The sequence below is a fragment of the Paraburkholderia steynii genome (genome assembly GCF_900100565.1).
Taxonomy (GTDB): Bacteria; Pseudomonadota; Gammaproteobacteria; order Burkholderiales; family Burkholderiaceae; genus Paraburkholderia; species Paraburkholderia terrae.
Genome location: NZ_FNDI01000012.1, coordinates 136447 through 161316, shown reverse-complemented (window position 1 = coordinate 161316; position 24870 = coordinate 136447). Strand labels below are relative to the sequence as shown.

At 63.1% G+C, this 24870-nt stretch carries 20 protein-coding genes; 14 read left to right on the top strand and 6 right to left on the bottom strand.

Annotation, left to right across the window (positions count from 1 at the left end; genetic code table 11):
* The first annotated feature begins 15 nt into the window (after positions 1 to 15).
* From tssJ to BLT65_RS22200, 9 genes are all read left to right on the top strand, one after another.
* Positions 16 to 678 carry a type VI secretion system lipoprotein TssJ gene (tssJ, locus tag BLT65_RS22240; RefSeq protein ID WP_091780974.1) on the top strand — a complete coding sequence of 221 codons (663 nt, stop codon included), beginning with the start codon at positions 16 to 18 and terminating at the stop codon, positions 676 to 678.
* Positions 679 to 980: 302 nt separating this feature from the next.
* Positions 981 to 1934 carry a MurR/RpiR family transcriptional regulator gene (locus BLT65_RS22235; RefSeq protein WP_091780971.1) on the top strand — a complete coding sequence of 318 codons (954 nt, stop codon included), beginning with the start codon at positions 981 to 983 and terminating at the stop codon, positions 1932 to 1934.
* Entirely contained in the window at positions 1931 to 2926 is a 996-nt protein-coding gene (locus BLT65_RS22230) for an isoaspartyl peptidase/L-asparaginase family protein (RefSeq protein WP_091780968.1), read from the top strand. The genes BLT65_RS22235 and BLT65_RS22230 overlap by 4 nt, the downstream gene beginning before the upstream one ends.
* A 61-nt stretch (positions 2927 to 2987) precedes the next feature.
* Complete coding sequence (locus BLT65_RS22225; protein WP_425273140.1) at positions 2988 to 4874, top strand: dipeptide ABC transporter ATP-binding protein; 1887 nt, start codon at positions 2988 to 2990, stop codon at positions 4872 to 4874.
* Between the two features lie 88 nt (positions 4875 to 4962).
* Positions 4963 to 6525 carry a glutathione ABC transporter substrate-binding protein GsiB gene (gene gsiB, locus BLT65_RS22220; protein ID WP_091780963.1) on the top strand — a complete coding sequence of 521 codons (1563 nt, stop codon included), beginning with the start codon at positions 4963 to 4965 and terminating at the stop codon, positions 6523 to 6525.
* Positions 6526 to 6616: 91 nt separating this feature from the next.
* Positions 6617 to 7537 (top strand): glutathione ABC transporter permease GsiC, encoded by a 921-nt coding sequence (gene gsiC, locus BLT65_RS22215; RefSeq protein WP_091780961.1) that lies wholly within the window; start codon positions 6617 to 6619, stop codon positions 7535 to 7537.
* Positions 7538 to 7544: 7 nt separating this feature from the next.
* A complete protein-coding gene (gsiD, locus tag BLT65_RS22210; RefSeq protein WP_042304461.1) occupies positions 7545 to 8450 on the top strand; it encodes a glutathione ABC transporter permease GsiD in 906 nt (301 codons plus the stop codon).
* Positions 8447 to 9517, top strand: a complete 1071-nt coding sequence (locus BLT65_RS22205; RefSeq protein WP_091780958.1) for a DmpA family aminopeptidase — start codon at positions 8447 to 8449, stop codon at positions 9515 to 9517. The genes gsiD and BLT65_RS22205 overlap by 4 nt, the downstream gene beginning before the upstream one ends.
* The gene (locus BLT65_RS22200; RefSeq protein ID WP_091780955.1) at positions 9514 to 10338 is read left to right on the top strand and encodes a M55 family metallopeptidase; all 825 of its coding nucleotides are present in this window, start codon (positions 9514 to 9516) and stop codon (positions 10336 to 10338) included. The genes BLT65_RS22205 and BLT65_RS22200 overlap by 4 nt, the downstream gene beginning before the upstream one ends.
* A 44-nt stretch (positions 10339 to 10382) precedes the next feature.
* Here the strand turns inward: BLT65_RS22200 and araH are convergent, their stop codons facing one another.
* The 4 genes from araH to BLT65_RS22180 all read right to left on the bottom strand — a co-directional run bounded on the left by araH (position 10383) and on the right by BLT65_RS22180 (position 15061).
* Positions 10383 to 11399 carry an L-arabinose ABC transporter permease AraH gene (gene araH / locus BLT65_RS22195; RefSeq protein ID WP_007735812.1) on the bottom strand — a complete coding sequence of 339 codons (1017 nt, stop codon included), beginning with the start codon at positions 11397 to 11399 and terminating at the stop codon, positions 10383 to 10385.
* Positions 11400 to 11447: 48 nt separating this feature from the next.
* Complete coding sequence (araG, locus tag BLT65_RS22190; RefSeq protein ID WP_244186544.1) at positions 11448 to 13007, bottom strand: L-arabinose ABC transporter ATP-binding protein AraG; 1560 nt, start codon at positions 13005 to 13007, stop codon at positions 11448 to 11450.
* A 25-nt stretch (positions 13008 to 13032) separates the two neighbouring features.
* Complete coding sequence (locus BLT65_RS22185; protein ID WP_035998961.1) at positions 13033 to 14037, bottom strand: arabinose ABC transporter substrate-binding protein; 1005 nt, start codon at positions 14035 to 14037, stop codon at positions 13033 to 13035.
* Positions 14038 to 14131: 94 nt separating this feature from the next.
* Complete coding sequence (locus tag BLT65_RS22180; protein WP_042304456.1) at positions 14132 to 15061, bottom strand: Gfo/Idh/MocA family protein; 930 nt, start codon at positions 15059 to 15061, stop codon at positions 14132 to 14134.
* A gap of 483 nt (positions 15062 to 15544) precedes the next feature.
* Between BLT65_RS22180 and BLT65_RS22175 the strand changes: the two genes are divergently transcribed.
* The gene (locus tag BLT65_RS22175) at positions 15545 to 17287 is read left to right on the top strand and encodes an IlvD/Edd family dehydratase (RefSeq protein ID WP_091780948.1); all 1743 of its coding nucleotides are present in this window, start codon (positions 15545 to 15547) and stop codon (positions 17285 to 17287) included.
* A 27-nt stretch (positions 17288 to 17314) separates the two neighbouring features.
* Here BLT65_RS22175 and BLT65_RS22170 read toward each other — a convergent pair whose 3' ends face one another.
* On the bottom strand, positions 17315 to 18043 hold the full coding sequence (locus BLT65_RS22170; protein ID WP_035538213.1) for a FadR/GntR family transcriptional regulator: 729 nt from the start codon (positions 18041 to 18043) through the stop codon (positions 17315 to 17317).
* A gap of 259 nt (positions 18044 to 18302) precedes the next feature.
* Here BLT65_RS22170 and BLT65_RS22165 point away from each other — a divergent pair, with 259 nt between their 5' ends.
* Positions 18303 to 18548 (top strand): hypothetical protein, encoded by a 246-nt coding sequence (locus BLT65_RS22165; RefSeq protein WP_079487624.1) that lies wholly within the window; start codon positions 18303 to 18305, stop codon positions 18546 to 18548.
* A 36-nt stretch (positions 18549 to 18584) separates the two neighbouring features.
* Here the strand turns inward: BLT65_RS22165 and BLT65_RS22160 are convergent, their stop codons facing one another.
* Positions 18585 to 19634, bottom strand: coding sequence for an asparaginase (locus tag BLT65_RS22160; protein ID WP_091780945.1), 1050 nt, complete (start codon positions 19632 to 19634; stop codon positions 18585 to 18587).
* A 212-nt stretch (positions 19635 to 19846) separates the two neighbouring features.
* Between BLT65_RS22160 and BLT65_RS22155 the strand changes: the two genes are divergently transcribed.
* The 3 genes from BLT65_RS22155 (at position 19847) to BLT65_RS22145 (ending at position 24848) form a co-directional block, all read left to right on the top strand.
* On the top strand, positions 19847 to 20164 hold the full coding sequence (locus tag BLT65_RS22155; RefSeq protein ID WP_042304452.1) for a DUF4148 domain-containing protein: 318 nt from the start codon (positions 19847 to 19849) through the stop codon (positions 20162 to 20164).
* A gap of 327 nt (positions 20165 to 20491) precedes the next feature.
* Entirely contained in the window at positions 20492 to 23980 is a 3489-nt protein-coding gene (locus BLT65_RS22150; RefSeq protein ID WP_091780942.1) for a response regulator, read from the top strand.
* Positions 23981 to 23999: 19 nt separating this feature from the next.
* Complete coding sequence (locus tag BLT65_RS22145; protein ID WP_091780939.1) at positions 24000 to 24848, top strand: CheR family methyltransferase; 849 nt, start codon at positions 24000 to 24002, stop codon at positions 24846 to 24848.
* Positions 24849 to 24870 lie beyond the last annotated feature (22 nt).

Sequence of the window (24870 nt, the reverse complement as noted above, 5' to 3'; positions counted from 1 at the left end):
AACGAAGTCGAAAACATGAACAGGAAAATAAACGCGCCGGGCATGAGCGCATTGCTGTTGACTGCGCTGACACTGGCAGGATGCGGACTCACTCAGGCGGTGTCCGATAACACGGTGGATGCCGCGAAATGGGTTTTCACGACTCAGGTCAAGACCATGAGCGTCGATCTCGTCAGCCGCGCTTCACTGAACGAGAATGCCGCCGGGCAATCGCTGTCGACGGTCGTGCGGCTGTACCAGTTGAAGGATGCGCAGAACTTCCAGCAACTCGAGTACGCGCAATTGCAGACCAACGATCTGGACGCGCTGAAGGCCGATCTGCTGGCAGCCCGAGACGTCGTGCTGCGCCCCAACGCCAGCGCGAGCATCAACGAGCCGATGAAAGAAGATGCCCAATACGTAGGGGTCGTCGCATTCTTTCGCAACCCCGACCGCGATTCGACGTGGAAGCTGCTGGTGCCGAAAAAGCAGTGGAAGAAAACCGATCCCGTGAAGATCATCGTGCGCGGCAATGTGATGGAACTCGTGGATGCAAAGCCAGAAGCGGTGAAGCGCGACGCACCACAGCAGAGCGCGCCCAATGCCGCCAGCGCACCGGCCGCGGCGACGCCAAAAGCGAAGGCTGCTGCGTCGATCACGACGGGGTCAATCACGGCGGTTCGACCGGTCGAAGGCTAACCGCGCTTCGGCCGTCGACGCACACGCGCGCCGACGGTCAATCTACCTTCAACGCGGCATTGCCTGTCCGCGAGGCCACTTCCCACGCTGCCGTTAGCAGCACTTCTTTCGTCCCATTGCAGCACACACGGTGCTGCGCCATCCCCAAATCTGATCTGAACGATCGACCGGTGCTGCAAAAGCACTCGGTATCTATCCCTCCGTACAAACCCCCATCTGGAAGAAAATTTATTTTCACAACATGATTTTCATGTAAATTCACTTTCATTCCAGTTCAGCCTCACAGATCCACTCCGACACCCATGTCCCGCCACCGTCAGAACCCACCCACCGCCGCCGAGCCCGTCATCGCCGCCCGCATCACGGCCGCGATGCCGATCCTCACGCCTGTCCACCGGCGCATGGGCGAGTTCGTGCTGGCCAACCAGTTCCGCGCCGCGACCATGCGCATCGACGAACTGGCCACGGCCGTCGGCGCGTCCATCGCGACGGCGAACCGCTTTGCGCGCGCGCTCGGCTTCGATGGTTATCCGGCGTTTCGCGAGGCGCTGGTGCGCGGCTTCGAAGCGACACTCGCGCCCGTCGAGCGCCTCCGCACCGCGCAGGAATCGCAGACCAACGGCGACGAACTGTTCAGCGCGTCGCTCGAACAGGCCGCCACCAATCTCGGCACGACGCGCAGCACGATCGACGGCACAGCCGCCGAAGCCGCCGTCGACGCGATCATCGCCGCACGGCGGGTGTTCATCCTCGGCTCCGGCGCGAGCGCGTTTCTCGCGAGCCTGATGGAGCACAACCTGCTGCCGTATCACGACAACGTGCAGTCGCTCGCGTTGATCGGCGGACCGACGCACGCGGCGCGCCGCCTGTTCAATGCGGGCAAGGGCGATCTGGTGATCGCCATCGCGTTTCCGCGCTATGTCGACGACACGATCGAGCTCGCGCGCCGCGCGGCCAGCCTCGGCGCAGACGTGCTCGCGTTGACGGACGGCCCGACGTCGCCGCTCGCCACGCTCGCCACGCGCTCGCTCTTCATCCGCGCCGAGCGGCGTCTCGCCGCGACATCGGAAGCGACCGTGCTCGCCGTGATCGAAGCGCTGTGCGATGCCGTCGCGTTCCGCGCGAAGCGCTCCGCGCAGGCCGCCGCCAACATGACCGAGTTCGTGTTGCCGTGGCTCACCGACACATCCACGCTGTCCGCCCATTCGAAGACCGCCACGCGGCCCACTCCTAAACAGGCAAAGAAGAAGCAATGACCACCAAGGCAGTAATCGCGATTCATGGCGGCGCGGGCACGATCGTGCGCGCGTCGATGGCCTCCGATGCGGAAGCCCGCTATCACGCCGAATTGAGCGCCGTGCTCGTCGCCGCGCAACGCGTGCTCGCCGACGGCGGCAGCGCGCTCGACGCCGTCACGCAAGCCGTGCGGCTGCTCGAAGACTGTCCGCTGTTCAACGCGGGGCACGGTTCGGTTTTCACGTCGGCGGGCACGCACGAACTCGATGCGTCGATCATGGACGGCCGCACGCTCGAAGCAGGCGCCGTGTCGTGCGTGAAGCGCGTGCGCAACCCCATCGTCGCGGCGCGCCACGTGCTCGAATACAGCGAGCACGTGATGTTCACGGCCGAAGGCGCCGAAGCGTTCGCGCAGGCGCAAGGTCTGGAGTTCGTCGATCCATCGTACTTCCACACGGACGCGCGCTATCGCCAGTGGCAACTCGCGCGCGAGCAGCAGCGCGCGATGCTCGACCATGACGGCGCAGCGCTTGCCGCGCAAGAAGCATCGTCCGCAAACAAAGAAGCGCTGCCTCACGAACCCATCGATCCGAACAAAAAGTTCGGCACGGTCGGCGCAGTCGCAGTCGATCTGTACGGCCACGTCGCGGCCGCGACCTCGACGGGCGGCATCACGAACAAGCAGTTGGGCCGTGTCGGCGATGCGCCTCTGATCGGCGCGGGCTGCTATGCCGACGACGCAACCTGCGCCGTCTCGACCACGGGCTCGGGCGAAATGTTCATGCGAATGGTCGCCGCCTACGACGTCGCCGCGCAAATGGCCTATCGCGGCGTTTCGCTCGAAGAAGCGGCAAACGATGTCGTGATGAACCGCTTGCCGCGCATCGACGGACGAGGCGGCCTGATCGCCGTCGACGCGCACGGCAACGTCGTACTGCCCTTCAACACCGAAGGCATGTATCGCGGTTATGCGCGCGTCGGCGAAACGCCTGTCACGGCGATCTATCGCTAGCCCGCCGCCACGCTTACGCAATCCCCTGATTCAGATGCCGGGAGAAATCATCGTGCCGAACATGCCGAACCAGCCACGCCCGCTCGACAGCCTGCCGCCGCAACGCGTCGTCGATATCGATCGCCTCACGGTCGCGTTCCGTCGCGGCGAGACCACGTTCAACGCGGTGCGCGACCTGTCGCTCACCGTCGATCGCGGCGAGACGCTCGCCATCGTCGGTGAATCGGGCTCGGGCAAATCGGTGACGTCGCTTGCTTTGATGCGCCTCGTCGAACACGGCGGCGGAAGCATCGCAAACGGCAGCATCGCGTTTCGCCGGCGCAACGGCAGTGTGCTCGATCTTGCGCGGGCGTCGCAATCCACCATGCGTTCCGTTCGCGGCGCGGACATCGCGATGATCTTCCAGGAACCGATGACGTCGCTCAATCCCGTCTTCACGGTCGGAGATCAGATTGGCGAAGCGATCGCGCTTCATCAGAACATGAGCCGCAGTCAGGCGCATGCTGAAACGCTGCGTCTGCTCGATCTCGTGCGCATTCCCGAAGCGCGCCGCGTGGCCGCGCGCTATCCGCATCAGTTGTCGGGCGGCATGCGGCAACGCGTGATGATCGCGATGGCGCTGTCGTGCAAGCCGTCTCTGCTGATCGCCGACGAGCCGACCACCGCGCTCGACGTGACGATCCAGGCGCAGATCCTGCAACTGATACGCGGCCTGCAGGACGAGATGAACATGGGCGTGATCTTCATCACGCACGACATGGGCGTCGTCGCGGAAGTGGCGGATCGCGTGCTGGTGATGTATCGCGGCGACAAGGTCGAAGAAGGCGAGTCGGCGAAACTGTTCGCGGCGCCCACGCATCCTTATACGAAAGCGCTGCTCGCGGCCGTGCCAAAGCTCGGCTCGATGCAGGGCACTGACGCGCCCGCGAAGTTTTCGTTGCTCAAGCTCGACGGCGAGCATGCACAGCAGGCGCTTTCCGAAGACAAGACGACATCGGAAGCATCGAAGCAGGCACAGCCGATTCTCCGCGTACGCGATCTCGTCACGCGTTTCCCTGTGCGCAGCGGTCTGTTCGGCAAGCTCACAGGCCGCGTGCATGCCGTCGAGCGCGTCAGCTTCGATCTGCATGCAGGCGAAACGCTGGCGCTGGTCGGCGAATCCGGCTGCGGCAAATCGACGACGGGGCGCTCGCTGTTGAGGCTCGTCGAAAGCCAGAGCGGCAGCATCGAGTTCGACGGCAAGGACATCAGTTCGCTCACCGGCCCTTCGTTGCAGGCTTTGCGGCGCGATATCCAGTTCATTTTTCAGGACCCGTTTGCGTCGCTCAATCCGCGCCTGACGGTCGGCTTCTCGATCATGGAGCCACTGCTCGTACACAACGTCGCGAGCGGTAAGGAAGCGCAGGAGCGCGTCGCGTGGCTGCTCGACAAGGTTGGCCTGCCCGCCGACGCCGCGCGCCGCTATCCGCATGAATTCTCCGGCGGCCAGCGTCAGCGCATCGCGATTGCGCGTGCGCTTGCGCTCAATCCGAAGGTCGTGATCGCCGACGAATCGGTGTCGGCGCTCGACGTCTCCGTGCAGGCGCAGATCGTCAATCTGATGCTGGATCTGCAGCGCGAGTTGGGTGTGGCGTATCTGTTCATCTCGCACGACATGGCCGTCGTCGAGCGCATCAGTCATCGCGTCGCGGTGATGTATCTCGGCCAGATCGTCGAGATCGGACCGCGTCGCGCGGTGTTCGAGTCGCCGCAGCATCCGTACACGAAGAAGCTGATGGGCGCCGTGCCCGTCGCCGATCCTGCACGCCGCCACGCGAAGCGCATGCTCGCCGCCGACGAGTTGCCCAGCCCGATTCGCGCGCTCGACAACGAGCCCGTCGTCGCGCCGCTCGTCGCCGTGGGCCCGGATCATTTCGTGGCCGCGCATCGGATTGGCGGCGCTTACTAGACACAGTATTACCGGCAACAACCCCTTAGCCGCGCAGACCAGCGGCATAACAACAGGCAGTTCCCTCGCTCAGTGGAGTTCTGAAACGATGACTACGCTTCTCTTCTCTCAACCATTGCGCCTGCGTTCGCTCGTGACGAGCGGCGCGCTGGTCTTTGCGATGCTCGCGTCGGGCGCCGCGCACGCGGCAACGACGGCCGTGATGGCCGTCGATTCGACGTTCACGACGCTCGATCCGTACGACGCCAACGACACCCTTTCGCAAGCCGTGTCGAAGTCGTTCTATCAAGGTCTGTTCGGCTTCGACAAGGACATGAAGCTGGTCAACGTGCTAGCGACGAGCTACGAAGCAAGCCCCGATGCACGCGTCTACACGTTCAAGCTGCGCCAGGGCGTGAAGTTCCAGGACGGCACCGACTTCAACGCAGCCGCCGTGAAAGCGACGTTCGACCGCGTGACGGACCCGGCGAACAAGCTGAAGCGCTACAACATGTTCAGCCGCATCGAGAAGACGGAAGTGGTCGATCCGTACACGGTGAAGGTAACGCTGAAGGCGCCGTTCTCGGCGTTCATCAACGTGCTCGCGCATCCGTCGGCCGTGATGATCTCGCCCGCCGCGATGAAAAAGTATGGCAAGGATCTCGCGTTTCACCCCGTCGGCACGGGCCCGTTCGAACTCGTGAAGTGGGACCCGGCGGGCGATCTGACCGTGAAGAAGTTCGACGGTTACTGGAAGAAGGGATATCCGAAGATCGATGAGATCGACTGGAAGCCGGTGGTCGACAACAACACGCGCGCCGCGCTCGTACGCACGGGCGAAGCAGACTTCGCGTTCCGCATTCCGTTCGAGCAGGCCGCCGCGCTGCAATCGGAACCGAAAGTCGACATCATCGCCACGCCGTCGATCATCAACCGCTACGTCAGCCTGAACACGACGAAGAAGCCGTTCGACAACCCGAAGGTGCGCGAAGCGCTGAACTACGCGATCAACAAGGAAGCGCTCGCGAAGGTCGCGTTCTCGGGTTACGCCGTGCCCGCCGATGGCGTGATTCCCGAAGGCGTCGATTACGCGACCAAGCTCGGCCCCTGGCCGTACGATCCCGCGAAAGCACGCGCACTGCTGAAGGAAGCAGGCTATCCGAACGGCTTCGAGACGACGCTCTGGTCTGCGTACAACAACTCGACGTCGCAGAAAGCCATTCAGTTCGTGCAGCAGCAACTGGCGCAAGTAGGCGTGACGGCGAGCGTCGAAGCGCTCGAAGCGGGCCAGCGCGTTGCGAAGGTCGAAAGCGCGCAGGACCCGGCGACGGCACCCGTGCGCATGTACTACATCGGCTGGTCGTCCTCGACGGGCGAAGCGGACTGGGGCATCACGCCGCTGCTCGCGTCGTCGTCGATTCCGCCGAAGCTCGTGAACACCGCGTACTACAAGAACGATACCGTCGACAGCGATCTGTCGAAGGCGCTCGAAACCACGGACCGCACGCAGAAGGCCGCGCTCTATGGCGACGCGCAAAAGCGCATCTGGGCCGACGCGCCGTGGCTCTTCCTCGTCAAGGAGAAGGTCGTGTACGCGCGCAGCAAGCGGCTTGCGGGCGCGTACGTCGCGCCGGACGGCTCGTTCAACTTCGATGAAATCGCGCTGAAGTAATCGCTCGCACAGCGCTGGTCTCGATGTTCATGCGCAGAGGCCAGCGCGTTCGCTTCATGCAGCACATGCTTTTCGATGGCGGATCGCTCTCATGCTGAATTTTCTCATCAAACGTCTGCTGGGCCTGCTGCCGACGCTCGTGATCGTCGCCGGCCTCGTGTTCCTGTTCGTACACATGCTGCCCGGCGACCCGGCGCGGCTCGCAGCCGGTCCCGAAGCCGACGATGCAACCGTCGCGCTCGTGCGCGCCGATCTCGGCCTCGACAAGCCGATGCCAACGCAGTTCATGAACTTCTTCGCGCGCACCGCGCATGGTGACTTCGGTATCTCGACGCGCAGCAAGCGCCCTGTCTCCGCGGAGATCGGCGAGCGCTTCATGCCGACGCTGATGCTCACGCTCGTCAGCATGGTGTGGGCGGTGATCTTCGGCATGACGATCGGCATCGTGTCGGCCGTCTGGCGCAACAAGTGGCCCGACCGGCTCGGCATGACCATCGCCGTGTCGGGCATCTCGTTCCCCGCGTTCGCGCTCGGCATGCTGCTGATGGAAATATTCTCGGTGAAGCTCGGCTGGCTGCCGATTGTCGGCGATGGCTCGTGGCGCAGCTACGTGCTGCCGTCCATCACGCTCGGCGCGGCTGTCGCCGCCGTGATGGCGCGCTTCACGCGGGCATCGTTCGTCGAGGTACTGAACGAGGACTTCGTGCGTACTGCGCGCGCGAAAGGCGTCGCCGAGCAATGGGTCGTCATCAAGCACTGCCTGCGCAACGCGATGATTCCCGTCGTCACGATGATGGGTTTGCAGTTCGGTTTTCTGCTCGGCGGCTCGATCGTCGTCGAAGTGGTGTTCAACTGGCCGGGCATGGGACGCCTGCTGGTGGACGCCGTCGCGATGCGCGATTACCCCGTGATTCAGGCTGAAGTGCTGCTGTTCTCGCTGGAATTCATCGTCATCAATCTGGTCGTCGACGTGCTGTACGCCGTCATCAATCCGACCATCCGTTTCAAGTGAGGCCCGCATGAGCACGACCGCCGACAACACCCGCGCCGTCTCTTCTACCCACGAAGAACCTGCGATCCGCACGCCATGGAGCGAGTTCTGGCGCAAGTTCCGCAAGCAGCATGTCGCCCTCGCAGCGGGTGTGTTCGTGTTGCTGCTGATCGTCGTATCGATTGTGGGCCCACATATCGTTCCGTTCGACCCCGAGAACTATTTCGACTACGACGCGTTGAATGCGGGGCCATCGGCCGCACACTGGTTTGGCGTCGATTCGCTGGGCCGCGATATCTTCAGCCGCATCGTCGCGGGTACGCGCATTTCGCTTGCGGCGGGTTTCATGTCGGTGGCGATCGGTGCGATTATCGGCACGCTCTTCGGTTTGCTCGCGGGCTATTACGAAGGCTGGTGGGACCGCATCACGATGCGCGTCGCCGATGTGCTGTTCGCGTTCCCCGGCATTCTGCTCGCTATCGGTATCGTCGCGATTCTCGGCAATGGCATGATCAACGTGATCGCCGCCGTCGCCGTGTTCAGCATTCCGGCGTTCGCTCGGCTCGTGCGCGGCAACACGCTGATGCTCAAGCAACTGACGTATATCGAAGCGGCGCGCAGCATCGGCGCGTCGGACTGGACCATCATCATGCGGCACATTTTGCCGGGCACGATTTCGTCGGTGGTCGTGTATCTGACGATGCGCATCGGCACGTCGATCATCACGGCGGCGAGCCTGTCGTTTCTCGGCCTGGGCGCGCAGCCGCCGACGCCCGAGTGGGGCGCGATGCTCAACGAAGCACGCGCCGACATGGTGACGGCGCCGCATATCGCCCTCTTTCCGAGCCTCGCGATCTTCCTGACCGTGCTCGCGTTCAACCTGCTCGGCGACGGCTTGCGCGACGCGCTCGATCCGAAGCTGGACCGGCCATGAATGTGCTTTCGATGCCGCAGGTCGGCGTGTGGTCTGCGGGTCCGCTAGGCACGATTGCCGATGTGCCAGGCGTGACGGTTGGGCATTGCACGCTCGCCGATGGCCCGATACAGACGGGCGTGACCGTGGTTCGTGCCCATCGTGATGATCCGTATCGTCACAAGGTGCCCGCTGCTACGAGCGTGATAAACGGTTTCGGCAAGAGCATCGGACTCGTGCAGGTCGAAGAACTCGGCGTGCTCGAAACGCCGATTGCGTTGACCAATACGTTCGGCGTCGCGGCTGTCGCGCAGGCGCAGATTCGCGCTGCCATTGCCAGCAATCCGCAGATTGGACGCGATTGGTCGACCGTCAATCCGCTTGTGTTCGAATGTAACGACGGTTACCTCAACGATATTCAGGCGCTTGCCGTTGAAGACAAGCACTACGTCGCAGCGTTCGATGCGGCGGCATCCGGGTTCCAACGTGGCTCCGTCGGCGCAGGTCGCGGCATGTCGAGCTTCGATCTGAAAGGCGGTATCGGCTCGGCCTCGCGCGTGGTGAACGTGGCAGGCAAAGACTTCACTGTCGGTGCGTTGGTACTCGCGAACTTCGGGCGACTGCCGATGTTGACTATCGATGGCGTGCCGCTTGGGCGCGAACTGCATCGACGTAAGCAGTCGGCCACGACGGCAACGGCAACAAAACCCGAACAAGGCTCGATCATCATGATCGTCGCCACCGATGCGCCTCTCGATTCGCGCCAGCTCAAGCGCCTGTCGATGCGCGCCGCCGCGGGTCTCGCGCGCACCGGTTCGGTTTACGGACATGGCAGCGGCGATATCGCGCTCGCGTTCTCAACGGCGTGGACTGTTCCGCATGAAGGCGACTTCGTCGCAACGCCACCGCTGCTCAGCGACGCGCGTCTCGATCCGTTGTTTCATGCATGCGCGCAGAGCGTCGAGCAGGCAATCATCGATGCCTTGTGGTCATCCACCTCGGTCACGGGGCGCGACGCGCACACGCGTCTTTCGCTGCTTGAAGCGGCACCCGATCTCGAACAACTGTTGAAACGGCACACAGCATGAAAGTACTGATATCCGTCGATATCGAAGGCGTGGCAGGCGTTGTGAATTCGGAGCAGACGCGCGCGGGCAATGGCGAATATGAACGCGCGCGCCGCTGGATGACGCTCGAAGCAAACGCGGCGATCGAAGGCGCATTCGCGGGTGGCGCAACGGACGTCTGGGTCAACGACTCGCACGGCAGCTTTCGCAATCTGTTGCCCGACATGCTCGACGCACGCGCCAATGTGATACTCGGCAAGCCGCGCACGCTCGGCATGATGGCGGGCCTCGAATACGGGCCGCAACTCGTGTTCATGATCGGCTATCACGCGATGGCGCAAAGTCGCGGCATTCTCGCGCATACGATCAACAGCTTTGCCTTTACGCGCGTAACGATGAACGGACGCGATGTGGGAGAAGCCGGGATCTATGGAGCATTGGCTCGCGAGTACGGCGCGAGCGTTGTACTGCTTTCGGGCGACGATGTGTTCGCCGAAGAGACGCAGCCCATGTTTCCGGACGCAACCTTCGTGGTCACCAAGAACGCGACAGGTTTCGGAAGCGGTGTGACCCAAACTCCGGATCGTGCATGCACCGCGATCAAAGAATCAGCACGCGATGTTGTCGCGAAGTTTGAAGGACGAGCCGTTGCGCAACGCCTTAAGCCTGACCCCGTCCATATCGAACTGCGCGTGCAAACTACCGCGCTCGCCGATCTGTTTGCGCAGATGCCGTCACTGGAACGCGTGGACGGCGTGACGCTGCGCTTTTCGACACCGTCAGTCGAGCATGCGGTGCGCACGCTGAATTGCCTGTCGGCGATGTCGTTCATGTTGCGCTGACCTGTCTTTCCAGATCAGCGCAACCTCTTGAGTAAGCGGCAACCTCAAACGCGCCGCTTGCTCCGCCGGAACTGATCGAACAGCACTGCCAGCAGCAGAATCCCACCGCGAATCAGATACTGATAAAACGTCGGCACATTCAACAAGCTCATCGCGTCCTGCACCGAGCCCATAATCAGCACGCCGACCAGCACGCCGGAAATCGTCGCAACACCGCCCGTCAGCGAGACGCCGCCCAGCACGCAAGCCGAAATCACACCGAGTTCCAGCCCCACCGACGTCTTCGGATCGCCGAGACTCATCCGCGACGCGAGCATCACACCCGCGAAACCCGTCACCAGCCCTTGCAGCACGAACACCGTGATCTTAATACGCGTAACCGGCAGACCCGCCAGCAACGCGGCCTCGCTATTGCCGCCGACCGCCAGCACATTCTTGCCGAACACCGTCTTGCGCAGCAAAAATCCGAACAGCACGAAGCCGACGATGTTGCTCCAGATCGGAAACGAAATGCCGAGGAACGAGCCGCCGCCGAGATCGAAGAAGCTCTCTTCCGAGATCATCACCGCATCGCCGTTCGACGTGATGAACGCGAGACCGCGCACCACTTCCATCATCGCGAGCGTGACGATCAGCGAATTGATCTTGTAGCGCGCAATCAGCACGCCGTTCACCATCCCGACCGCGCCACCCGCCAGCACGCCCGCAGTGACGCCGAGCATCACACTATGCGTCGCCGTAATCAGCGTCGATGCAACGACGCCCGAAAACGCAACGATCGACGCCACCGACAAATCCACTTCGCCGAGCGCCAGCACGAACATCATCGTCACGGAGATCGAGCCGATCAGCGTGACCGAGAGCAACAGACCCTGCATGTTGCGGGTCGTCAGAAAGTCGGGCACCGCAAACGACAGCACCGCGAACAGAATGACGAACACCATCACGATGCCCGACTTGTTGATCAGGTCCCACGTGCGCGCCGCGTGCGCGGCCGCGCCGGGCGAGGCGGCGTGATTGGCTGCCGGCTCGGTCGCCGGACGTGTGCTCGGTGTTTGCATGGTCTTCCAGTTCCGTGGTCTACGTGGTGCGTTGTTGCGCGCGCTGCATTACTGCGGCAAAGCGAGTTTGATCAGTTGATCGGGCGTGGCCTGCGCTTTCGGCAGATCGCCGACGATGCGCCCTTCCTTCATCACCAGCACGCGGTCCGCGATGCCGATCACTTCCGCCAGATCGCTCGATACGACGATCACCGTGCGCCCCGCTTCCGCGAGGTCGTACAGCAGGTCGTAGATTTCCGCGCGCGCGCCGACGTCGATGCCGCGCGTCGGTTCGTCGAGCAGAAACACGTCGATGCGCTCGGCCAGCCAGCGCGACAGGATCACCTTCTGCTGGTTGCCGCCCGACAACGTGCCGATCACGGTTTCCGTGTTGCGTGTCTTGATCGACAGTTTGTCGATGTACTCGCGCGTCAGGTCGCGTTCGCGCTTGCCATTCAGCAGAAAGCTCAACGGGCTGAAATGCCGGCGCGCGCTGATGTTCAGGTTGTCGGCCACGGAAGCAATCGCAACGATGCCTTCCTGCTTGCGGTCTTCCGGGCACAGCGCGATACCTGCGCGCACCGCGTCGCGCGGCGTCGCAAACGACACGCGCTTGCCGTTCAGTTCGACATGGCCGCTTGCGGGCCGCGTCGCGCCATAGAGCAGCTTCATCAACTCGGAGCGCCCCGCGCCCACGAGCCCGAAGAAGCCGACAATCTCGCCCTTGCGCGCAGTGAAGGAGACCGGAGCGGAAAGCCCCGGCCCCATCAACTGCTTCGCTTCAAGCTGTACCTCGCCCGCCGTACGCGGACGATATCCATACACATCGCGAATCGAGCGGCCCACCATACAGCTGATGAGCCGGTCGCGATCCAGGTCCGCAACGGAATCGAAGGTCTCGATCCGGCGTCCGTCACGAAACACGGTGACGCGGTCGCACAGTTCGTAGACCTCGTCCATCCGGTGGGTGACGTAAATCACTGCGCGCCCCTGCGCGCGCAATGCATTGATGATCTTGAAGAGCCGTTCCGTCTCGCGTGCGGACAGCGAACTGGTCGGTTCGTCGAAGGCGATCACGCGCGCGTCGCGCATCAGCGCCTTGCCGATTTCGATCATCTGGCGCTGGCCGATCGACAGGCTCTTCACCTGCGTATTCGGATCGATCGATTCGCCCAGCCGCTCCAGTTCGGTCATCGCGCGCTTGACGAGCGCTTTCTCGTCGAGCACGCCGAAGCGGTTCGGCAACTGCCCGAGCATCAGGTTCTCAGCGACCGTCAGCTCGGGCACAAGATGCAGTTCCTGATAGATGATCGCGATGCCCGCCTCGATCGCGGCCTTCGTCGTCGTGAACTTGTGTTCGACACCCGCGAGGCGCAATGCGCCCGCCTGCGTCTGGTTCACGCCCGACAGCACCTTCAGCAGCGTCGACTTGCCCGCGCCGTTCTCGCCCATCAGGCCGTGTACTTCGCCTCCGCGTACGTCGAACGACACGTTGTCGAGCGCCACCACGCCTGGAAACGCGACGGTGATGCCGTCGAGCTGGAGATGCGTGGCGGACGCCGTCAACGGCTGTTCCGAGGGAGCAACGTAAGTGGCATTAGTGGCGTTGGCGGCGTCATTCGCGTTCATCGTGTTTTGCATCCGTTCTACTGCATCAGATTCCGAGTTCCGTACGCACGTCCTTCCAGTTCTCGCGCGTCATCAGCTTGCCCGTGGTCTGCGTGTCAGCAGGCGGCTGCTTGCCCGACTTGATCCAGTCGACGAGGTTCTGCGTGCTCTGCTTGCCGTGGTTCGTCGAGCTGACGGCGATCGTGCCGTAGAAGCCCGTCGGTTCCTTCTTCTGGAACTCGGCGAACGCTTCGCCCGCGCCGTTGATGCCCACGCCGATCACGTCCGAACCGGGAATGTGCAGTTGCTCGGTGGCGCGCACGCCGCCCAGCACGCTCTCTTCGTTCAGCGCAAAGATCACCCACTTCTTGATGTTCGGATGCTTCGACAGCACGGGCGACGCTGCGTTGAAGCCGCCTTCGTCGTCGGTGGTCTTTTGCGGCGCGTCGAAGATGTTGTCCTTCTTGAAGCCGTTGGCGAGCAGCGATTCCGTTGCGCCGTCGGTGCGCAGCTTGGCCGTCGGCAACTCGTAGTCGGTGATGCGGATCGCGCCCACTTCTTCCGGCTTCCAGCCGCGCTTCTTCATTTCGTCAGTGATCGCCGTGCCAACCTGATTGCCGATCTTGAACGCCGACATACCCAGATGCGGCACGTTCGCGAGCGGCTTGCCCGTCGAGTCGACCAGTTGATCGTCGACGGTCACGAACTTCATGTTGTAGCGCTTTGCACGCGCCTGAATCGCCGGTCCAAGACGCACGTCGGGCGGGCAGATCACGAAGCCCTGCGCGCCTTGTGCGCCGAGGTTGTCGATCGCGGCGAGCACTTTCTCGCCGTCGGGCGCGCCGATGTTCACGACCGAGAAGCCTTCCTTCTGGCCCAAAGCCGCCGCCGCTTTCTGCTCGTTGATGAACCATGCCTGCTCCGGCATTTTCACGAGCACGCCGATTTTCAGCGGCGTATCCGCGTGTGCGGTCATCTGCACGGCGAACGGCGCGGCCAACAGCGCGGCGGCCATCGCGGACAAAGTGAGGCGTCTAAGCTTACGGGTCATGCTTGTCTCCTTGGATCAGGTCGTTGCTTGTGGTTGTTCGAATCAGCGCTTAACAGGTCTAACGGGACGACCAGGCCCGCGCATCTCTCAGGCTCTAGTCGTGAAACGGCTCGACCTCGTGACGACGGCCAAGCAGGAATGCATCGGCGACCAGCCGCAGCGGGCGCACATCCACGTCGTGCTCGCCATGCGTGATCAGCCAGTGAAACCGCTCGTACAGCGACGGGTATTCGCGCTCGGGTCCGAGCTCGACCGGCTTGCCCGCGATTGCGAGCTTCTTGCCGCCTTCGCTCAGGTGCAGCACGCCGTCCGTCGTCTTCACTTCGATTTCCCATTGCTCGACGGGACCATGACGCCAGTCGAATTCGGCGCGCACGTGTACGCCCGCTTCGTCGATGAAATCGAGTTCGGCGGCAATCGGCGTCTGCACGTTGGCGGGCACCGAGAGCGTCGCCTCGCGCAGAATGACTTCGCGCGGCAGCATGTGCGTGATGATCGACAGCGCGTTGATGCCCGGATCGAACACGCCGAGTCCACCCGGCGTCCAGATCCACGCCTGGCCCGGATGCCAGCGGCGCACGTCTTCCTTCCAGCGCACCTGCACTTCCTGCAGCGTGCGCGAGGCGAGCCATTCACGCGCCGTTTCGACAGCGGGCGCGTAACGCGAATGCCATGTCGCGAACAGCGTGCGGCCCGCGTTGCGCGCCATCGCGCGCAATACGTCCACTTCATGCACGCTCGCGCCGGGCGGCTTTTCGAGCATCACGTGCTTGCCGGCCGCGAGCGCGACGCGCGCCTGATCGAAGCGCACCTGAGGCGTCGCGCACAGCGACACGGCGTCGAGTTGCGGCTCGTTGGCCAGCATCTCTTCGATGGTCTTGTAGTTGCGCACGCCGTCGACCTGCGCATTGCGGCTCGCGCAAGCAACGAGTTCGAAGCCGTCGAGCGCGGCGATAGCGGGAAGATGCTGGTCGCGCGCAATCTTGCCAACGCCGACGATGCCAATGGAAAGTCTGTTGTTCATATAGTGAGCTTCGAGGGACTAACGGATTGTTAGCGGCCTCAGCGTAACGCAAGCGTATTCAATACGCGTACGAGTTCGCATGAATCGACGCGTGCGGCATTCGACATCGAGTCGACCTGCGGAGCGAGTCGCACAACGTGGGATTCGAAGAAGCGTTTACCCGACATTGCCACTATTTGAGACTCCTCATTTTCATCACGCTGCCGACTCGCCTTTGAACATGCCGCCGACGAATTAGCCAAACTATATGCGCGGAGCCGAACGGTTGTGATTGGTGTTTTCCCCCATGCACAACACCAAAAAGTCATTCTATTTATCAAGTTGGGCAACGTGTACGAAGTATTACAGCGCACTACGTACCCGCTATTTAAGACATTCTGCCGACAATAGACTTTTCAAAAGTTTGCTTGTAAGCCCTAATGGACATCGACGCGAGTCGTGCATATAGTCTTACTATATTTGAACAATACTGAACGAGACACCATGACCGACCAACCCCGCAAACTGCGCTCCGCCGCCTGGTTCGGCACCGCCGACAAGAACGGCTTCATGTACCGCAGCTGGATGAAGAACCAGGGCATCCCCGATCACGAATTCGCTGGCAAGCCGATCATCGGCATCTGCAATACGTGGTCCGAGCTGACGCCGTGCAACGCGCATTTCCGCAAGCTCGCCGAACACGTGAAGCGCGGCGTGTATGAAGCGGGTGGTTTCCCCGTCGAGTTCCCGGTGTTCTCGAACGGCGAGTCGAACCTGCGGCCCACGGCCATGTTCACGCGCAATCTCGCGAGCATGGATGTCGAGGAATCGATTCGCGGCAATCCCATCGACGCCGTCGTGCTGCTCGCCGGCTGCGACAAGACCACGCCCGCGCTGCTGATGGGCGCGGCCAGTTGCGACGTGCCCGCGATCGTCGTGAGCGGCGGGCCGATGCTCAACGGCAAGCATGAAGGGCGCGACATCGGCTCGGGCACGGTCGTGTGGCAACTGAGCGAACAAGTGAAGGCGGGCAAGATCTCGATTCACGAGTTCATGTCGGCGGAAGCAGGCATGTCGCGCTCGGCAGGCACCTGCAACACGATGGGCACCGCCTCGACGATGGCCTGCATGGCCGAAGCGCTCGGCGTCACGCTGCCGCACAACGCGGCGATTCCCGCCGTCGATTCGCGCCGCTATGTGCTCGCGCATCTGTCGGGCATGCGTATCGTCGAGATGGCGTTGCAGGACGTGCGGTTGTCGAAGCTGCTCACGAAAGAAGCGTTCGAGAACGCGATCCGCGCGAATGCCGCGATCGGCGGCTCGACCAATGCGGCGATCCACCTGAAGGCGATTGCGGGCCGCATCGGCGTGAAGCTCGAACTGGACGACTGGACGCGCATCGGACGCGGCACGCCGACGCTCGTCGATCTTCAGCCTTCAGGCCGTTTCCTGATGGAAGAGTTTTACTATGCGGGCGGCTTGCCCGCCGTGCTGCGCAGGCTCGGCGAAGCGGGTCTGCTGCCGCACCCCGATGCGCTGACCGCGAACGGCAAGACGCTGTGGGAAAACAGCATCGACGCGCCGATCTACAACGACGAAGTGATCCGGCCGCTGGAGAAGCCGCTGCGCGAGGACGGCGGCCTGTGCGTGCTGCGCGGCAATCTCGCGCCCAATGGCGCGGTGCTCAAGCCGTCGGCGGCCACGCCTGCGCTGTTGAAGCATCGCGGCCGCGCCGTGGTGTTCGAGAACTTCGATGACTACAAGAAGCGCATCGCCGATCCCGAACTCGACGTGACGGCGGACTCCGTGCTCGTGATGAAGAACTGCGGCCCGAAGGGTTATCCCGGCATGGCGGAAGTCGGCAACATGGGCCTGCCGCCGAAGCTGCTTGCGCAGGGCGTGACGGACATGGTGCGAGTATCGGATGCGCGCATGAGCGGCACGGCATATGGCACGGTGGTGCTGCACGTGGCGCCCGAAGCGCGCGCGGGCGGGCCGCTTGCCGTGGTGCGCAACGGCGACTGGATCGAGCTAGACTGCGACGCGGGCCGTCTGCATGTCGATATCGACGAGAAGGAAATGACTGCGCGTCTTGCCGAATGGAAAGAGTCGCAACAACCCAATCCCGCCGATGCGAGCGGCTATCGCAACCTCTATATCGACCATGTGCTGCAGGCCGATCAAGGCTGCGATTTCGACTTTCTGGTGGGTTGTCGTGGCGCGGACGTGCCGGCGCATTCGCATTGAACGCGCCGCGCTACGCAGCGTAGCGAATCAGCTCAGGCTGTGCGCGGCGATGCCGAGAATCGTATCGGCATCGACGCGCGCGTTTTCCAGCTGCACGAGGCTCGCCTGACGCGCGGCCAATGCATCGCGATTCTGGATCGCGGTGAGGATTGCCTTGTGGCGCGGCAGCGATAGCGCATGCGTGTCGGGATGGCGGCTCGTCAGCTTGATCGATTCCGACAACGCCAGCGACATCATGTTGCCGATATACGCGAGCATGTCGTTGTGCGTCGCGGCCATGATCGCGCGGTGAAATTCGAGGTCCGGTTCGAGCAGATCGCCGGCGCTTTGCGCGTGCTCCATGCGGTCGTACGCGGAGCCGATCCGCACCAGATCTTCATCCGTGGCCGCCGTCGCGGCGAGCGCAGCCGCAGCCGGCTCGATGATGCGGCGCACCGTCATCAGCGACAGAAAGAACTCACCTTCGGGAATGCTGTTGAGCGTCCAGTAGAGCACGTCGGGATCGAGCATGTGCCACTCTTCGCGCGGCCGCACGACGCTGCCCACGCGCGGCTTCGAAACGACCAGCCCTTTGGCGACCAGCACGCGCGTCGCTTCGCGCAGCACGGGACGGCTCACGCCGTATTTTTCGCACAGCGTCGCTTCGGCGGGCAGACGTTCGCCTGGCGCCAGCCTGCCGCTGACGATCTCGATGCCGAGTTCCTGCACGATCCGCGCATGCAGGCTTTTGCGTTTCTGAAGATGCCGGTAGTCCATGATGTATTTGTTGTGGCCGTGCGAATGCGGATAGCTGTACCGTTCCCGTTGCGGGCTGTGCAAGCATAGCATGGGGCGCACGCCCCGCCTTCCGCTTTGACGCAGTACGACGTGCTGCCATTATCGCGCTGGCCTGATGTCGCCATGCGTGCGCTGCGCCGCGTTGGGTTCGTTTTTTGCTTGATCGTTTGTGGACGGGCTGCTTTACTCAAAGGCAGCCCGGAAAACCCGTGCATTCAACTCGACATGGACCACGGCAATGAAGCTCAAACCGCTACTTCTGCTGGTCGCATGCGTGGCGGCGGCGAACGTCGGAACGGCCGCTACGCGCGACGAGCAGACCAAGGCCTGCAAGCACGACGCGATCAAGTTCTGCGCGATCCATATTCCCAACAAGGAGAAGATCGAAGCGTGCATGAAGCAGCACTACGACAAGCTGTCGCCGAAATGCCAGGCGATGTTCGACCCGCCTGACAATGACAGCGGTAGCCAGTCGTCGAGCTAGCCGCGCTTATCAACGTGCTGATCGTGCTAGTCGTGTTCAGCCCGCTTTGACGAGCGGCACGGCCACTTCGACCCGGCCCGTTTCGAGGCCGACCGTGTTGCGCATGGCGCGCAAACGGAAACCGTCGAGCGCGCGATGCGCGGCTTCGTCGCCGATGCCGAGCTTCGCCAGCAGTTCCGCGACGATCGCATAGAGGATCGTCGAGTTGCCGTCTTCCACTTTCACCGCGATGCCGAGCGCGCCCCTCGCGCCGAGCTTCGCCGTCTGCGCCGACGCGCGCACGCCGATCGCATAGCTCGCATCCGCGCCGACCTTACCCACCAGCGCGCCTTCGAATGCGCCCATCAGCGCGGTGCAGAACCGCCCCTCGCCCGCGACCATTTCGGGGTGCGACGTCATCGCGCGATAGATTTGCGAAAGCGCCCGGTCTCTTTTCGAATCCGTCGACACATGCCCGTCGGCGGCCCGCGCGAGCTTCATGTAAAGACGCGCGAGACGGTCGAGCGGGAACGCGGGCGTCGGCAGATTGCAGCCGTCCACAGCCCATTGCACGCCTTCGTCGGGCAGATCGCAGGTGTCGGCAACCGTGCGCTTCACGAGCCGCTGCAACGGATGTTCCGGCAGATGGTAGTCGGCGAGCGCCGCACCGATCGCTCGCGCGCCCGCCAGCATGCCCGCGTGCTTGCCCGAACAGTTGCTGCACACTGCGCCCGGAATGAAGTCGCGCTTGATCCATTCGCGGTAGACGGCATCCGAAATGGGCGGATGGCCGCCGCAACGCAAATCGGCTTCCGTTGCCTGCGACTTGGCGAGCATGCGGCGTGCGCGTTCGATGTGTCGATCTTCGCTGCTGTGCGAGCCGCACATCAGCGCGAGGTCTGCGTCGTCGAAACCAAAGCGCTCGAGCGCGCCCGACTCGACAACGGCGAGCGCCTGAGCCGGCTTCGCTGCCGACCTGACCAGCGTGAAGCGTGACGGGTCGCCGCACGAATACAGCAGCGCCCCGTCCGTATCGACGACGGCCACATGCGCGATATGCGTGTTCTCGACAACATCGCCGCGATAGACGGTTGCAGCAACGGACATCCCGGTCTCCTTATGTGTTCGGTTCGGTCTGCGCAACGGCAGAGCATGCCGCCGGATTCTACAACCCTGCCAGGCGCGATACGTGCGTGTCGAGTACATTGGATTCACCCGGCCGCCCCGCTGCATCGGGCCGGGTTCATCCGACCGGGTTTATCCGAATCAGGCCGCGCAAGCGGAATCGATCGTAAAGCCATTACGACAGGAGAAAAGAAATGCACATCGCCAGAAAACTGATCGTCCTCCTCGCCTCGGCCTCGCTGGGCATCGGCGCGGCTGCGCCGGCATTTGCGCAAAACGACGCTTCGACGGGCACGGGCACGGGCGCGGCGGGCGTCGCCGCCTCCGCCGCGAAGCCGACCAAGCAGCAGAAAAAGCAGGCCCGCAAGGAAGCGCGCGCGAAGAAGAACGCCGAGTTGAAGAAGCTCGAAGACGCGGGCTACCAGCCTGGCCGCGCGAACGACTCGAACTACCCGCAGGATTTGCAAGACGCGCAGAAAAAGGCAGGTATTGGCCAAGGTGCGAGCCAGTAAACATCGTTCGATCGCGTCGGCCGCGCGCGGCGTTTTCTGCGTGCGGCCGCGCTGGTTTTTGCAGTGTCGAGAGTCGTGCTCTCCCCTCCCCGCCAGTCCTCCCTAAGCGCTCACTTTCTGTCCGGCCGTCACCGTTTCAGCGTCCTATTCCACGAACGCCCGACGCTATGTGATACTTTTCAACGCTTGTCCACACAACGAATTGCATCGCTGCAATCTGGGCATCGCTGTGCAGTCGCACATTCCGGCTACAACTAAAGACGCCAACGCTTTTTCCAGTCAAAAATGCCGAATCCATCACACGAGCCAGGCGGCACCGCAGAAAAATTGACCGCTGCCGCCGCTGTCGATCAGATCAGTTTTCGCCGCATCATTCGCCGCAATATCGCGCTGCCGCTCGCGCTCGGCGTCGTCACGATGGCGCTGTTCGTCGCGCTGATCGCCTATCTCGTCAACACGATGAGCTGGGTCGAGCATTCGGAGCGCGTGATCGGCAACGCGAATGAAATGCTGCGGCTTGCCGTCGATCGCGAGTCCGCGTTGCGCGGCTTCCTGATCACAGGCGACGAGACTTTCCTCGCACCGTATCAGCTGGGTCAGCCGCGTTTCGAAACCGAGATCAACACGCTGATGCAACTGGTCTCCGACAATCCGTCCCAGGTCGAACAGCTCAAACGCATTCGCGGCGTGCAGCAGCGCTGGGACCAGTTCGCGCAGGAGATGATCGATCTGCGCCGGCGCAACCTCGACTACACCGAGCAGGTGAAGAGCGGACGCGGAAAAATCGAGTTCGACGAAACGCGGCGACTCTTCGGGCAGTTTCTTTCTGTCGAGGAAGCGCTGCGTCAACAGCGCTCTAGTGACGTGCGCAGCGTCACCTCAATTCTGGTGGGCGTCTTTCTGCTGTTCAGCCTGTCGATCAGCGGCTTCATCGCGTATCGCGGGCGGCGCGATCTGGTGAATCTGTCCGAGTCGTACGGTGGCGTGCTCGCGCGCCAGGCCGAGCACACGGAAGTCTTGCAGCAGCAAGTATGGCTGCGCTCCGGGCAGCGCCTGCTGGCGGAGAAGATCATCGGCCAGTCGAGTTCGCCTCTCGTCGGCCGCGCGATACTCGACTTTCTCGCCGAGTATCTCGACGTCGCAGTCGCGGCCATGTACGTGCGCGACCGCGCGACCAGTAGCCTCAAACGCATCGCCACGTACGGCTTCAGCCAGCAAAGCGAACAGGCGGCGCGCACGTTCCGCGAAGCCGAAAGCCTGATCGGCCAGGCCGCCGTGTCGCGCCGCACGCTCGTGTTGCACGACGTCCCCGACGATTACGTGAAAGTCGTCTCCGGCACGGGCATGAGCCCGCCGCGCAATCTCGTCGTGCTGCCTATCGAAAACGACGGCATCGTGAACGGCGTCGTCGAACTCGGCTTCATGCGCAACATCGCGCCGCGCGATCACGAGTTCCTGCAACTGATCGCGAACAGCATGGGCGACTCCATCGAAGCCGCGCTGTATCGCGAGCGTCTGCAGGATGCGCTCGCCGAAACGCAGCAGTTGAATGAAGAACTTCAGGTGCAGCAGGAAGAATTGCGCGTGTCGAACGAAGGGCTCGAAGAACGTGGCCGCGCGCTCGTCGAATCGCAATCGCGGCTCGAAGCGCAACAGGCGGAACTCGAGCAGACCAACGTGCAACTCGAAGACTACGCGAAGCGCCTGGAGCGTCAGAAGGCCGATCTGCTCGAAGCGCAGGATGAACTCGCCGCGAATGCCGCGCGGCTCGAACAGTCGAGCCGCTACAAGTCCGAGTTCCTTGCGAACATGTCGCACGAACTGCGCACGCCACTGAACAGTTCGCTGATTCTCGCGCGCCTGTTGCAGGAGAACCGCACGGGCAACCTGACGGAAGAACAGGTGCGCTACGCGGAAACGATTCATGCGTCGAACAGCGATCTGCTGGTGCTGATCAACGACATTCTCGATCTGTCGAAAGTGGAAGCCGGGCAGATCACGATCGACAGCGTAACGGTGCCCGTGGACTCGATGCTGCAATCGCTGCGCGAAATGTTCGAGCCGATGGCGGCGGCGAAGCATTTGCAGTTCTACGTCGAACGCGTGCCCGGCGTGCCCGAGACGTTCGTCACCGACGGCCAGCGCGTCACGCAGATTCTGCGGAATCTGCTGTCGAATGCGTTGAAGTTCACCGAGCACGGCGAGGTCGCGCTGACGGTCGCCGCCGGCGACGCCGACACGCTGCGTTTCGACGTGCGCGACACGGGTATCGGCATCGCCGCCGACAAGCTCGAACTAATCTTCGAAGCCTTCCAGCAGGCGGACGGCTCGACGAGTCGCCACTATGGCGGCAGCGGCCTCGGCCTGTCGATCTCGCGCGAGTTCGCGCGGCTGCTGGGCGGCCGCGTGAGCGTCGCGAGCGAACCGGGCAAGGGCAGCGTGTTCACGCTATGGCTGCCGCTGCAAGGCCCGTCCGAAGCACGGGCCCGCGCAACGCAGGTGATCGAGCCGCTGACGCTGCCCGTGCGCAGCAAGCCCGCGCCGTCACCCGTGGCGCAAACCGCGTCCGTGGCCGCGCCCGTGCTGTCGGGCAACGCGCAGCCGACGATCGGCGACGACCGCGACAACCTCCGCCACGAAAACCGCCTGATTCTCGCGATCGAAGACGATCTCGTCTTTGCCGAAATCCTGCGCGATCTCACGCATGAGCTCGAATTCGACTTCGTCCATGCCACCGATGCAACGACTGGCCTCACGCTCGTGCGCGACATGCAGCCGACTGCCGTGCTGCTCGACGTCGGCCTGCCCGACCGCTCGGGGCTGACGGTGCTCGAATGGCTGAAGAACGATCCCGCCACGCGTCACATCCCGATTCACATCGTCTCCGCCACCGATCACGCTGAAAAGGCGCTGCATCTGGGCGCCGTCGGCTACACGCTGAAGCCCACGGCGCGCACCACGCTCGAAGCCGCGATCCGGCGGCTGGAGTCGCGCCTGCAGCAGCGTATGAAACGCGTGCTGGTGATCGAGGACGATGCGGCGATGCGCGAGAGCATGCGCGCGCTACTGCGGAGCGACACCACGGAAATCGTCGCCGTCGCGACGCTCGCGGGCGCGCTCGAGCAACTGTCCACAACGTTGTTCGATTGCGTCGTGACCGACCTCGCGCTGCCCGACGGCACCGGCTACGATCTGCTCGAACAGCTCGCCGCCGACGTGACGCATCAGGCGATGCCCGTCATCGTCTACACGGGCCGCATGCTGTCGGGCGACGAAGAGCACCGGCTGCGCCGCTACTCGAAATCGATCATCATCAAGGGCGCGAAGTCGCCGGAACGTCTGCTCGATGAAGTGACGCTGTTCCTGCATAGCGTCGAGTCGTCGCTCGCGCCCGAGCAGCAGCGCATGCTGCGCACCGTGCGCCAGCGCGACAACCAGTTCGAGGGGCGCACCATCCTGCTTGCAGAAGACGACGTGCGCAATATCTTCGCGCTGTCGCATGTGCTGGAGCCCCTTGGCGCGAAGCTCGAAATCGCGCGCAACGGGCGCGAAGCGCTCGAAGCGCTGAACACCGGACGCGAGGTGGATCTCGTGCTGATGGACATCATGATGCCGGAGATGGATGGCCTGACGGCGATAGCACACATCCGCCGCGACCCGCGCTTCGCGCATCTGCCCATCGTCGCGCTGACGGCGAAGGCGATGGCGCAAGACCGCACGCGTTGCCTCGAAGCGGGCGCCGACGACTACATCTCGAAGCCCATCGACGTCGACAAGCTGATCTCGCTGTGCCGCGTCTGGCTGCGGCAACGCTAGGCGCGAGGAACCGTCAGCCATGAGCCGCATCTCGTACGACGATTCGCCGCAACGCATGCACGATTTCGATATCGAGCTGAAGCTGCTGCTGGAAGCGATTTATCTGAAGTACCAGCACGACTTCCGCCACTACTCGATGTCTTCGCTGCGGCGTCGTCTCATGCAGGCGCTCGAAGAGTTCGGCGTGACGACGCTCTCGCAGTTGCAGGACAGGATCATGCGCAACGAGGCGGACTTCGTGCGGCTCTTTCACTACCTGACGGTGCAGGTCAGCGAGATGTTCCGCGACCCGGCGTACTTTCTCGCGCTGCGGGATCATGTGCTGCCGGTGCTGCAAACGTATCCGTCGATCAAGGTGTGGGTGGCCGGCTGCAGCACGGGCGAGGAACTGTGGTCGCTGAAGATCCTGTTCGACGAAGCGGGTCTCACCGAACGCACGCTCTTCTACGCAACCGACATCAACCCCGACGCGCTCACGCGGGCCGAGGCGGGCATTTACGCGCTCGACCGGATCGCCGGCTTCACGCGCAACTATCTGGCCGCGGGCGGCAAGCGCTCGCTCGCCGATTACTACCACGCGGCGTATAGCGGCGCGCGCTTCTCCGGCCCGCTAAAGGAGCGCGTGGTGTTCGCGGACCACAGCCTGTCGACCGATGAAGTGTTTCTTGAAGCGCATCTCGTGTCGTGCCGCAATGTTCTGATCTATTTCGATCGCGGCCTGCAGGATCGCGCGCTGGGGCTGTTCAAGGACTCGCTGGTGCGGCGCGGTTTTCTCGGCCTGGGCAGCAAGGAAAGCCTGCGCTTTTCGACGCAGTACGATGCATTTGAAGAATTCCGCGAGCGCGAGCGCATCTATCAGAAGCGCTAGACTGCCCGTGCCCCCCAACATC